The sequence below is a fragment of the Staphylococcus hyicus genome (assembly GCF_000816085.1).
GTDB lineage: Bacteria > Bacillota > Bacilli > Staphylococcales > Staphylococcaceae > Staphylococcus > Staphylococcus hyicus.
This window is the reverse complement of record NZ_CP008747.1, coordinates 738,746-751,199: the sequence shown is the minus strand read 5'-3', so window position 1 is coordinate 751,199 and position 12,454 is coordinate 738,746. Positions and strand designations below refer to the sequence as shown.

Sequence of the window (12,454 nt, the reverse complement as noted above, 5' to 3'; positions counted from 1 at the left end):
ATGGTTTACACCTTCACCAAATAAATAATAAAACACAAAGTAGATTTGGAATAGCAGTAATAACAACAATCCAATTATAATTGTTCTATATGTCGAAAACATGTCTCATCCATCTACATAAAATATACAATTCCAATAAAATGAAAAATCGAGGCAATTAAAATAAAGATGTGCCATATCATATGAAAATAAGGTCTATTTTTTTGTGCATAAAACCATGCACCAATCGTATAGGCAAGCCCTCCTAAAATGATAAATATTAAAAATGTCCATGCTTGTTCTTTAAGGATAATTGGGAAATAAATGACACCGACCCATCCCATAAACAAATAGATAAATAAACTCAATTTAGGGTTAACGTGCGTAGATAATGCTTTATATAAAATCCCCCATATGGTGATGCCCCATAATAATATCATCACTGTCCACCCTAGCCATCCACCAACAAGCACTAACGAAATAGGCGTGTAGCTTCCTGAAATTGCAACATAAATCATGCTATGATCGATAATTCGTAATACATATTTATGAGATGACGCTTGTTTCATTGTATGATAAACCGTTGATGATAAAAACATTAAAAACAAACTAATAACGAACACCGATACACTAATAGACATAGTCACACCTGATAAGATATAACTATGCACTGCAGCATAAGGGAGTGCAATAAGCATTAATAAAGCAGCAAACCCGTGTGATACGGCATTTCCAATTTCTTCTCCAAAAGAGAGTGGATTGATTTCCTTAAATGCATTTAATTTACGTTTTGTAATTTTTGTGGCATTCATTTGTGACATCACGCCACCCCTATTCAATAATGTTTAATCGTATTAAGTCATTCGTCGCTGTTTCCACACTATCTTTGCCTTCTTTGTTTTTTAAAGGACTAAATTCTGCTTCGCGTAGCACTTGTAACGTCATGAAAGAATGTGCATATTTAAAAATATCGAAATAAAACAGTTCAAACTTTAATGTAGGACGCGTAACAATCCCAAAATCCTCATCGAGCTGATCGAGTTGTTTAATCGCTAAATGGTACGGTAAAGGTTCATCAACCACACGATCTATAAATGCTGTTTTAAAAGCATGGATGCCAATATTTGCATTCTCAAATTGATGGGCAACTTCAGGGTCAAGCTCAGAATATTCTAACACAGCATCTTTGCCATCTTGATTGACTAAACGCCCAACGCTTTCACCTTCATTAGGTTGTATAGACTTGGACGTCACGTCTTTATCATGATGCGCTGTGAAGCCCGCAAATACCGGATCGAGCACGCGCACAAGTACGTTGTCAATATTATTAACGAAAATATAACGATTTCCACGCGACACCATTTGTTCTAAATAACCAGCACGTTTCAAAGATTTAAAAACCCCACCATTCCCATTCGGTGTTTCCATAATTTGTGCCTCGTGATTAAGTATTAACTGGCCTTTTTCATTTAAAGCAACGATAGTGTCTTGCTTATAGAAATAAATGTGTGAAGGGTCATAACCAAAATAGTCATGTGTTTCGAAAAATTGTCGTGTTTCTTCATCATTAATGTCACTTGTCATAATATACCAATCGACATATGTTCCTGTAAGTTCATGTAATTTTAATAACTGACGGGCTTGCAATTCAAATAAACTTACGCCTTTGATTTTAAACGATCCTTTTGGGCCTTTAAATCCAAGACGTGTACCTTGACCACCAGCCATTAATAAAACCGCAAACTGATGATTACGAATTGCTTCCATCCCTTTATTTTCATATATTTCTATCGTTTCATCATCAAAATCTTCTTTTCTCAAATAATCGACTTCTTGAACTGAAGAAACATCACGTATCGTTTGACGGTTTACGTACACCTCTTCATACAATTTTTGAACCTCAGCCAAGTCTAATGCATTGACACGTTCTTCTAATCGTTCTTTTTCATTTTGACTCATCATCTTTTCATATTCTAATAAGTGTTGTTGGTTGTATTTCTCTAATTTATTTTTTTCAAGCATAACTATACGCTCCTTTAATTCATAAATTCATTATTACTTGTCAACATGCATATAATTATATCCAAGTCATTAGCACGCGTTTTATTGGTATTTCGAATAATATGTATAGTGTTAAAAAACTAAATGCTGAAGCCAAAGATAAATCGACCAGGCCTCCCGTTTTAAAATGAATCGGAAACCGAACGCGTATTGGCAATGGAAATAATAATCGTACACCTCTAGGGGTCAACATATCTAATATTACATGTGAAAGCATACCACAAATAATGCTAATCATATAGTAAAGCGGTGTTTGAATAAGCGTTAATAAATAATAACAAATACTAATGAATAATAACGAATGCGTAAACGTCCGATGACCAAACAAATGTTTGATAATAAAACTTACGAATTTTAAACGTTGACCGATTTTACTTTTCGTGTGGCAAATATCAGGAAAGATACTCGCAATACCAGCAATAACTATCGCTGTCACTGTTTCGAATACATCTAATTCAAAATGGGTGGCTACCATAGCTCCAATGAGCAAACCCGCTGAAGAGTGCGTTTTACCAGTCATTTCCGACTCCTTTCTCGCTCCATTTTTCAATGATATAGTATAGCATAATTAACGCAAAAATACGAACATATTTTCGCGTCTTATTAGTATGTCACATTTATATAAATGTATAACACATTTATCTTGCATTTCTTTAAGAAATCGGTTACACTAATATCATCAATTAGGAAAAGGATGTGTCAGTCAAATGGCTATGACAGTTAAGAAAAACGACAAAGAAGTACAAATCCAATGGAGAGTTGCAGATATCCGTATTCCAAACAACGAAATTAAAAACGTTACTGAGGATCAAGATATTCACGCGTTTCCTAGCACAGAAGAGAAAACAGTTTCTCGTATTGGATCAACATTTGGCAAAACGAACCGTGTTATCATTGATACGGATGACCATCAGTACATTATTTATACGCACAACGACAAAAAAGTTTATAACGAAGTCACTAAATAAATATAAATGTTAACGATTCGTTGACTTTATGAAAAAAGCAATCCTCAGTGGATTGCTTTTTTTATACCCAAATTTTATATTTTAAATGTGTTTCACACATTCATATTACGCCACAAGACGATTTCTATAGACTTGTAAATATTCTTTCATATACATTACACATTTACTTTTCAAACTAACATCAAAAAAATGCCGTCAACGATGACGACATTTCTGCATTTATAATTTACGTAAAACATATAAGAAATACGGTGCACCAATAATAGCAATGAGCACCCCTACTGGAATATCGATTGGTGGTGCAATCGCTCTTGCAAGACCATCGGAAAACACCATCAATACCCCACCTATCAAGCCAGACATCAATACAATATGTAGATGTTTATGACCAACGATACTGCGTGCAATATGAGGTGCAATTAATCCTAAAAAGCTCAAGCCTCCAACAACAGAAATAGAAGCACCAGCAAGCATGACTGCTGTAATGAGTAAAATCATTTTAGTACGGTTTACATGTGTACCTAAACTCGTAGCAACATCTTCTCCTAAATGTAATAAATCTAATTTTCTGCAGTAAATCAGAATTATCGGGATTGCCACGATAAGCCACGGTAAGATTGCAATAATATGTTGGAATGTTCTTCCGAATAAGCTACCAGTTAACCAAACAAGTGCGATATTTGCTTCCATTGGATTTCGTATTAATAAATACTGAACAATTGCCATCGCTATAGCACCAATCGCCATACCTATAAGCGCAAGTTGAGAACCTTTCACACCTTTGTAACTTATTAATAGCGATAAAATGATACTAATGATGATCGCACCTACAAACGATGCAAATGGTAATACGAATAATGGTGCTTTTGGAAATAAGATAATCACAATAACTGCTGCTAGACTAGCACCTTTTGTTATCCCAATGACATCTGGAGAGGCTAAAGGATTTCGGATGACACCTTGAATAACTGCACCTGAAATCGCTAAAGCTGCACCTACCAGAATACCTAAAATCATTCGCGGAATACGGTATTCGTTTAATATAAAGTTCTCTCCCGTCCACATCTCTTTCAACACTTGCATAGGTGTAATCCAAATTGCACCTGCACTTAAACTTAATATGGAAACCAGGATTAAAATGAATCCAACGATAAGATAGCGTTTAGACAAATTTAATTTCATCGCGTTTTCACTCCTCTCATCGTAATCCATAAGAAGTATAACGCACCAATGAATGACGTGACGATACCTACTGGTGATTCAAACGGGAATGCAATTAAACGACTTGCCACATCAGAAATTAAGAGTAGGTTAGCCCCCATAATGATAGAAAGCAAGATTATTAAAAAATAATTCCGATTTAAATAGTATTTCACGATATGCGGTACGATCAGTCCAACAAAACCAATTGGACCAGCTATTGAAACACAGGCCCCTGCAAGAATTACAACAATTAAGCCTGCTATTGCACGAACACGCTGCGTATTTTGACCTAATCCTTTTGCAAGTTCGTCACCTAATTCTAAGATTGCTAGTTGTCTTCCTAATAGTAAAGCCACCACTAAACCTGATACAATCCAAGGTAATATATGAATAATATCCGGCCATTTAATTGTATGTAATGCACCTACCAGCCAAAACATGACTGTTGTCGTAGCGTCCTCATTTAATAATATGATTCCTTGCGTTAAACTCGTGAAAAACAAATGAATGGTCATCCCTGCTAGCGCAAGCTTCACAGGTGTCATCCCTCTAGTAGTGCCAGCTAATACATAGACCGTTAAACCACCGATAAATGCGCCCATAAAAGCATATATGACCGTATGATGCGCAAGTGAAGGTAATAATACCGTAATTAAAACAACGACAAAGGACGCACCGGCATTAACCCCAAAAATTTGAGGCGATGCGAGTGGATTTCGTGTAATAGACTGCATCAATACCCCTGCAACAGCAAGTGCTGCACCGATAAGTATTGCCGCTATCATTCTTGGCATACGCACGTTATGTATCAAAAACGTTTCTTTTGTATCTTTAAGTTGAAACAAGTAATCCAACATAGATTGAAACGAAATTTTAGAAGCACCGATTGCAAGATTAAGATATATTGCAATAATAAGAAAACACACGCTCACAATAAATGTGAGCGCTGTGCGTTTTCCTTGGTGATATTCTTTGAAATTGGTATGTGTTTGCTTAGACATTAGAAATCACCTTTTTATATAAATAACATTGTTAGAACTGCTCAATTACTGTTCGTGTTACTTTTGTTCTTTTTTCGAAATTTCTGCAAGTTCTTTAGCAATTTCTTCTGAAGAAATTAACCCACGGAACTTCGCCCAAGTTTGTCTATCTACGATGTGTACACGATTATCTTTAACCGCTTTCACATCTTTCCAAACTGGATCTTTTTTCATTTTAGCATAATGTGGATCTTTTTCGCCATTGACCATAATAAACATACGTTCAGGGTTAACTTCAGCGAGTTGTTCTGAGTTCATATTTAAGTATGGTGCATTTAAATATTCAGGTAATTGATCCGCAACCTCTTTTGTTAAAGCTTCTTTAAATCCTAGTTCATTTAAAAATTGACCAACATAAGATTTATCTGAATGTGCTAAAAATCCTGATTGAGAAATTACAGCTGGTAATACTTTCAAGTCTTTGTTCATTGTAATTTCTTTTTTGTATTTATCGATGATTTGTTTATGTTCATCTAAGCGTTTATCCGCTTCTTTTTCTTTAGATAATGCTTTTGCGATTGTTTTAAATGCTTCAATGTTTTCTTTATAATCTGCATCTAAACTTGGTAACATAATTGTAGGGGCAATTTTGCTTAATTGCTCATAATTTCCTTTATGACGGTTACTATCGGCAATGATTAAATCTGGTTTTAATTCACTAATCACTTCTAAGTTAGGTTGTTTACGAGCACCCACAGACTTATAGTCGCCTACTTTATCTTTAATCGGTGCGATAATATTTCCTTTTTTACCATCATCTGCAATACCTACTGGTTTGACTCCAAGAGAAACAAGTGCATCTACGAATGAATATTCAAGTGCTACAACTCGTTTAGGTTCCCCTTTCACTGTTGTAGTTCCACCTTCATGCTTTATTTCGACGCCTTTGCCATCACTTTTACTCTTGCTATCTGAATTTCCAGAGTCACTTACGTTACCACATGCAGCAAGAATGATAATGAATGCTACCAATGTGAATAAACTCATTGCTCTTTTAATGTTCACAATGACATTCTCCTTTTCTTATGTAATTCGGCTTACTTCCTACATTTTAGTTGATAATGATTCTCAATGTCAATATCTATTTAAAATTTTATTCTCTTTTGTACATTTCAAATTTTCCAGCATTAATTCTATACCTTTATCGTAAAGATATTGTTTAGACAGTTGAGTCGAGTGCATACTATGGGCGAGTGCACCATATTCTACTTTAAATGTCATCGTATCGCCGATTTGATATCCATGTGTATCTCCTAAGTCGATTAACATTAAGTCACTTGTGCTTCCGACAATTTTCACCTTCGCATCCACAGGGGTTAATTCAGACACGACTGTATCTAAATTACCGATATCCACTAACGCTTGCATATAAGGTTGATGGGTGGATAAATTCAATCGTGGTTTAATTTCAACGATTTGGCCTACAAGCTCAATAGCATCATCATACAAAAATGGTAGCCGTTGATTGTGCGCCGTTTCGTAACCTCTAAAAATTGCCTCACCTATACGTAATTCATTGATTTTACCTAAGTCATGATACATTGCAAGTGTTAACATGCTAGAATTCCCGCCTGAAATCGTTGTAAAATTGAATCCAGTTTCTTGTTCAATACTATTTAAGAAACGCTCAATATAACTAATATCTTCTTCTGTAGGTGGCATCGGTCGATAGCACATAAAATTAAATGCTAAACCTTTTAAAAAGATGTGATCCATGTGCATCATTTCATTCAAGTAATCCACAGTTTCATAAGTTAATAATCCTTCTCTCCCATCTTTCCAATCCACCATCAACAATATATGATGATGTTTGTTTTGCTTATGGGCTTCCGTATTAATCCGTCGTATGATATCCAAGTCTGTTTGAATGCTCATCGATGTATGGGATACGAGCTTGGCAATTTCATTTGGCGTCGCACCTTTTATCATCATATAATTTAGCGATGATGTTGCTTCTGATATGATTTTCAAACGAGATTCCGCCACATGTTGAAATGGTAATTTTTCAAAAAGCTGTGCAATCTCCGAATCCCCTGCCGCACACTTTAACACTGGTACCATTTGAATACCGCGTTCTTCAAGCATATGTTTTAACAGTAATGCATTATATTTTATTTTACTGAGATGAATATTGATATGTGCCACAATTTACACCTCTTTTTGAATTGGGTTTGCTAATTCAATTTGCATATAAGATTTTACTTTTTGATGCATGCGCATATTTAGTAACGCTTTCACCGTCACTGATTGACCAAATAAGATATCATTTAAAACCTCTGCATGTGCCAAATGATTTTTTATCGATTTATCTAAACAGTCAGCTACAATCGCATATAATCGATGTTCTTCAATATGATGAATATGACTGAAATGATCAATTAACGTTCCTAATTGATTTTGAATAACTGCATGTTGAAATTTTGCTACGACCGCTTCAATATTATCAGCGATTAAACTTTGATTTGTTATTGTTAAATCAGGAACCTCTTTTTGAAGTGTAGGAAGATCAATGCGCGACCCACCTAAATCTCTAACAATAAATGAAAATCCTCTTGTTTGTTGGTCGATTTGAAGTATTGTATTTTGTTGGTGTGCTTCAAGCGCAATACCATATGTTTGTATATAAGCTATTAAAGGTGGTATTAACGCATTAGTATAGTCTTTAATAAAACGTTCGATGGTTTCTTCATTCACCGTGTCATATAAAAACTCGATTAAGCTATCTACAGTAATCTGTTCATCCACTGGATTCTCCTGCGTTAAAGCTGCTGTCACAAATTGCAATTTATTTTGATTCGTCGTTGCTGGAGATTGGCGTACAATCATGCCAAATTGACGTGCAATATCTGGCTCCTCTTTTACGTATGCACCATACGGCTCTAAAGCCACTTGCAATGTAGGATAAATATTTAAGAGCCGTTGCAATTGATAGCTCAATTTAGGACCATCGACTGTCGTAACTGTAGACACCGTACGCACTGCACTCGTCGCTTGAACGTTAACTGGCAATTTTATGTGATATGGTTTTTGATCCAAGGCCATTGTTCTAAATGATAGTGTCGCTTTAGCCGGGACTGTGTACGGGGTGGGAATAATACGCAACATTTGAATTCTATGAGCAAATTGAGTCGTAATGACATGCTCATATTGCCATGGATGAACCAACATAATGCGATACTCATTTAACTGACAGCCCAAAGGTTCAAGAAATTGTTTGAGACGACCGTTAAATTCTGGAACAACATGCTCACCGATAAAGCGATCATTACCATCCATCGCTGTAATTGCTAGCTCATCTTGATGCACAAGTACAAGACGCAACAATACGGTTTTCATGAATTCCGGCGCATAAGCACGTATTTCAGATTCATTTAGTGGTAATTTTGTTTTAGTGAGCGGATGTGACGGATGACCTTCCCATACCATCCCTTCTGTATATGAAAGGCTTGTCCATTCATTATTCCCTTGCATATGACTTAGCCATGATACAAAATTAATTTTATCAGGTAAACGCGTCATTTTAAGTGAGTGTTGCATAGCGATTTTTCGTTGTTCGTATTGCTCATAAGTGAGCGTCATTCCGAGACGACTATGTTTCAATTCTTCAGTCAATTGATCATGGAATGGAATATTGAAATACCTTTCTAAATAAAATATTAACGTTTCTAAACAATCCATTTCTTTTTTTATACCGCCAGCTTGATATGTAATTGGACCTTCTAAATGAATTTGAAAAAATGCACTTTGTGTTTGGCATTTAACATGTAACACATGTTGGTGAAATTGTATGTCAATTGACGAGGGATTCATGTTCACATGCGCATCTTCAGGAAATAATGATTCTTTGATACACGCTAGTAACACGCGATATTGTATATTTCTGTCCGCACGTTGATAATTAGTGAGTTTCATTTCTTAGTGGACCTCCATTGATTTTTTGATTCATCACATACCCCATCATTGCGATGCTAACTGTACTGATTCCCATAATTAAAAATGTTGATGTAATGCCTATCCATTCCGTAACCAAACTCATAAGCATGGCACCCAATGGTATCATGCCACGATCCATCATAATTACACTTAAAATTTTTCCCCGATGTTCTGGTTCTGCATCATTTTGGAAAAATATACGGTTAGATGTTCGTGCAAATTGACCAAACAAACCGACAAAAAAGATAACTACAAATAACGTCATCATGTTCGCCATAAATAAGCATAGCAGACCTACTCCAAAACCTATCGAACTTATAAAATACATGTGTTTATTTTTAGTATAGTGGATAACATAAGGAAGTACTAATGTTGCTATCACACCGCCTATGGCACTAATTGTCATAGCAGTACCGAATACAGAGGCATTATTTGGAAAATGTGCATCGGTTAAAATTGGCAACATTGTTGTATAAGAATATCCAGTCGCCATAATCACTAAAGAAGTGAGAAAAATATTTCTCCCTTCAATATGTAGTTTTAAATAACGCTTTGCAACCGCAAATGATAAACCTCGAACGCGTTTGGGTTGTATTGCTTTAAAGTAAAGCGGTAAACTGAATAGCAGCGAAATAAAATAAAACACCGCTTGTAATAGAAAAGCAAATGCACTGCCATATATTGCAATTATAAACCCAGAAATAGCCGGACCAATGGAGCGACATACGTTCAAGATAAATGAATTATAAGATACGGCCTTGGAGACAGATAATCGAGATGATAAATCTGGCAAAACAGCTTGTCTTACAGGAGTTTCAAGCGCACTTAAAGAACCACGTAATAATGCATATCCATATAATACGATTATAGGAACATCGCCTAAGGTAAAGACTAAAATTGTAAGCGTGGTTGTAACGATAAAAGAACTTGCGACACTCAACTTAATAAGCTTACATCTACAATAACGATCAGCTAAACTCCCTGCCCATAAACTAAGCATGAAAATTGGAACTAAACGAAAGAAATTGATTAAAGCTAAATCTATCGCACTATGATTAATTTTAAATGCATACCAATTTAATGCAATCTGGCCAATCCAATTTCCTAAAAAGAGTAAAAAAGTGCTAGAAAAATACCATTTAGCCAAAATACTCACCTTTCTTTAATTGATAACGATTCTCAATTCCGATATTATGGATTATACGAATCATCTATGCATTTGTAAAATAAAAAGAATGAGGTGCACACATGAATTCCGAAAGTAAAGTAAGTTTTAAACCATTTGCGTTAACACGTGAAGAAGAAGAAAGTTACCAACATTTGAAGCAACACTCACCCGAATGGGCCGAGTTGTTTTTACATCATCTTTTAGATGGCCGCGATAAAATCACAGCGCGTTTGATGGGATCACTATATAGAGAAAATCTTGTTGGTGGATATGAAAACAGTCAAATACTGTCTCCTTATCATTTAGAAAATGCCCCTTTCAAAGATAATGATGTGTTATTTATTCACTTTCCAACACAAAATATCACTATATGTGCTGAAGTGACAGGTCGTCACGCATTTAATCGAATTGATGTTCAAGGACCTTTTTATTGGTTTCATGATCATACATATCACCGTGTGTTCCACCCAAATGAATTATTGGATATAATTTTAAAAGTAGACGCTTCTTTAGTGGGAGAGCACAGTCAACAGTTTGAAGATGATTTAGAAAATAGTGCCACACATATGGCTTTAGCATTAAGTTATCACGCTTTTAAATTTAAAGATGATAAAGATTCACTTTTATCTTTTATACAAAAACAACCTGATGCTTATTTGGCATCTGAGCAATCGGTTATCGAAGGACACCCTATTCATCCAGGTGCTAAACTGAGAAAAGGTATGACCCCTAAAGAAACCATCGCCTATACTTCCGAATACGGAAACGCCATTTCATTACAATTTGTATTAATACATGAATCACTGATTAAAACACAAAGTATTGTCAGCACTTATAAAGAAGCAGTTTTTCAAATGTTTAATGGCTTAAAAGATGCGATAGACGAACAAGTCGCTTCATCAATCAATACTAATGAATATGAAGTGATGATTATTCACCCATGGCAATATCAACAAGTTTTAATGAAAGACTATGCCCATGAATTAACATCTAATCATATTATTCCAATCGCATATGAAACGCCCTATTATGCTGGATCATCATTTAGAACATTAATGCCTAAAAAACCGAATATATCACCACATATTAAACTTTCAACTAATGTGCATATTACTGGTGAAATTCGTACATTGTCAGAACAAACGACACATAATGGTCCCTTAATGACGCAAATTCTACGACATATAGAGTCTGAGGACAGATGGTTTAGCAAATTAAATACAAAGACGGTTCCGGAATGGGCAGGTATTCATTTTTATAACCCCCTAGATGACGCGCGCATTCAAGAACAACGCAGTGAACAACTCGGAACGTTATACCGTGAAAACATATACCGTTATGTCAAAGAGGACGAGTTACCATTAATCCCATCAAGTTTGGTGGGTACGCTACCTCATGATACGACACCCCTGGTCATGTCACTCATTAAACGATATCAGCACCATTACCATTTAGATGCGTTCGACAGCATTTTGAAATGGTTTGAAGTGTATGCCGCATCACTTATCGATTATGTCGTACCACTACTTGTAAAATATGGTATAGCGCTTGAGGCGCACCTACAAAATACGATTGCCATTGTAAACAAAGAGACTGGGGCATTAACACAAATGCTTATTCGTGATTTTGAAGGATTACGAATTGATCAAAAACAATTGAACGCATCCGGATACTCAACACACCATTTCCACGAAAAATCACGGATACTTACGGATAGTCAGTCGACTGTTTTTAACAAAGCTTTTTACTCTACAGTACAAAATCATTTAGGCGAGCTTGTTGGATGTATTGCAAAATTTGCCCAAGATAGCACAATAGAACAAGATTTATGGCACATTGTCCGCACTCGTATTCAATATGTAATTGAAGAAATGAAATCAAGCGAAAGTAATGACACACGTATTTCGGCGATTGAAGCAGTCTTTTTTAGTCCTAAGATCGATTATAAATGTGTTACAACGATGCGCTTGTTGGACGAAGCACATGCCTATACGTATATCCAAGTAGACAATCCCCTAAAAATCGACTCATTGTATAAATAAAACGCATATTGTCAGTAACATGTTCATTTATTATATGCCCAAAGTGAATTACCATCGATG

The 12,454-nt window shown here is 35.6% G+C and carries 11 protein-coding genes; 2 read left to right on the top strand and 9 right to left on the bottom strand.

Features of this window, described 5'->3' with window-relative positions:
• Positions 1-113 precede the first annotated feature (113 nt).
• Genes trhA through SHYC_RS03350 form a run of 3 tightly spaced genes read right to left on the bottom strand, consistent with a single transcriptional unit; the run spans position 114 to position 2,560 of the window.
• Positions 114-800, bottom strand: a complete 687-nt coding sequence (gene trhA, locus SHYC_RS03360; protein ID WP_052257798.1) for a PAQR family membrane homeostasis protein TrhA — start codon at positions 798-800, stop codon at positions 114-116.
• A gap of 10 nt (positions 801-810) precedes the next feature.
• Positions 811-2,001 (bottom strand): UTP--glucose-1-phosphate uridylyltransferase, encoded by a 1,191-nt coding sequence (locus tag SHYC_RS03355; RefSeq protein WP_039644529.1) that lies wholly within the window; start codon positions 1,999-2,001, stop codon positions 811-813.
• Positions 2,002-2,056: 55 nt separating this feature from the next.
• Complete coding sequence (locus SHYC_RS03350; RefSeq protein ID WP_039644527.1) at positions 2,057-2,560, bottom strand: metal-dependent hydrolase; 504 nt, start codon at positions 2,558-2,560, stop codon at positions 2,057-2,059.
• Between the two features lie 187 nt (positions 2,561-2,747).
• Between SHYC_RS03350 and SHYC_RS03345 the strand changes: the two genes are divergently transcribed.
• Positions 2,748-3,008 carry a SunI/YnzG family protein gene (locus SHYC_RS03345; RefSeq protein WP_039644525.1) on the top strand — a complete coding sequence of 87 codons (261 nt, stop codon included), beginning with the start codon at positions 2,748-2,750 and terminating at the stop codon, positions 3,006-3,008.
• Positions 3,009-3,227: 219 nt separating this feature from the next.
• Here the strand turns inward: SHYC_RS03345 and SHYC_RS03340 are convergent, their stop codons facing one another.
• The 6 genes from SHYC_RS03340 to SHYC_RS03315 all read right to left on the bottom strand — a co-directional run bounded on the left by SHYC_RS03340 (position 3,228) and on the right by SHYC_RS03315 (position 10,331).
• A complete protein-coding gene (locus tag SHYC_RS03340) occupies positions 3,228-4,190 on the bottom strand; it encodes a FecCD family ABC transporter permease (protein WP_039644523.1) in 963 nt (320 codons plus the stop codon).
• Complete coding sequence (locus tag SHYC_RS03335) at positions 4,187-5,212, bottom strand: FecCD family ABC transporter permease (protein ID WP_039644521.1); 1,026 nt, start codon at positions 5,210-5,212, stop codon at positions 4,187-4,189. The genes SHYC_RS03340 and SHYC_RS03335 overlap by 4 nt, the downstream gene beginning before the upstream one ends.
• A gap of 57 nt (positions 5,213-5,269) precedes the next feature.
• Positions 5,270-6,238, bottom strand: a complete 969-nt coding sequence (locus tag SHYC_RS03330; RefSeq protein WP_039647530.1) for an ABC transporter substrate-binding protein — start codon at positions 6,236-6,238, stop codon at positions 5,270-5,272.
• A gap of 87 nt (positions 6,239-6,325) precedes the next feature.
• Entirely contained in the window at positions 6,326-7,396 is a 1,071-nt protein-coding gene (locus SHYC_RS03325) for an alanine racemase (RefSeq protein ID WP_039644519.1), read from the bottom strand.
• Positions 7,397-7,399: 3 nt separating this feature from the next.
• A complete protein-coding gene (locus tag SHYC_RS03320) occupies positions 7,400-9,163 on the bottom strand; it encodes an IucA/IucC family protein (RefSeq protein ID WP_039644517.1) in 1,764 nt (587 codons plus the stop codon).
• Positions 9,150-10,331 (bottom strand): MFS transporter, encoded by a 1,182-nt coding sequence (locus tag SHYC_RS03315; protein WP_039644515.1) that lies wholly within the window; start codon positions 10,329-10,331, stop codon positions 9,150-9,152. The genes SHYC_RS03320 and SHYC_RS03315 overlap by 14 nt, the downstream gene beginning before the upstream one ends.
• 101 nt (positions 10,332-10,432) lie before the next feature.
• Here SHYC_RS03315 and SHYC_RS03310 point away from each other — a divergent pair, with 101 nt between their 5' ends.
• Positions 10,433-12,394 carry an IucA/IucC family protein gene (locus tag SHYC_RS03310; protein ID WP_039644513.1) on the top strand — a complete coding sequence of 654 codons (1,962 nt, stop codon included), beginning with the start codon at positions 10,433-10,435 and terminating at the stop codon, positions 12,392-12,394.
• Positions 12,395-12,454 lie beyond the last annotated feature (60 nt).

Excerpts from the sequence above, each read along its gene's own strand:
- trhA (WP_052257798.1), bottom strand. The coding sequence starts at position 800 with ATGTCACAAATGAATGCCACAAAAATTACAAAACGTAAATTAAATGCA.
- SHYC_RS03355 (WP_039644529.1), bottom strand. The coding sequence starts at position 2,001 with ATGCTTGAAAAAAATAAATTAGAGAAATACAACCAACAACACTTATTA.
- SHYC_RS03350 (WP_039644527.1), bottom strand. The coding sequence starts at position 2,560 with ATGACTGGTAAAACGCACTCTTCAGCGGGTTTGCTCATTGGAGCTATG.
- SHYC_RS03345 (WP_039644525.1), top strand. The coding sequence starts at position 2,748 with ATGGCTATGACAGTTAAGAAAAACGACAAAGAAGTACAAATCCAATGG.
- SHYC_RS03340 (WP_039644523.1), bottom strand. The coding sequence starts at position 4,190 with ATGAAATTAAATTTGTCTAAACGCTATCTTATCGTTGGATTCATTTTA.
- SHYC_RS03335 (WP_039644521.1), bottom strand. The coding sequence starts at position 5,212 with ATGTCTAAGCAAACACATACCAATTTCAAAGAATATCACCAAGGAAAA.
- SHYC_RS03330 (WP_039647530.1), bottom strand. The coding sequence starts at position 6,238 with ATGAGTTTATTCACATTGGTAGCATTCATTATCATTCTTGCTGCATGT.
- SHYC_RS03320 (WP_039644517.1), bottom strand. The coding sequence starts at position 9,163 with ATGAAACTCACTAATTATCAACGTGCGGACAGAAATATACAATATCGC.
- SHYC_RS03310 (WP_039644513.1), top strand. The coding sequence starts at position 10,433 with ATGAATTCCGAAAGTAAAGTAAGTTTTAAACCATTTGCGTTAACACGT.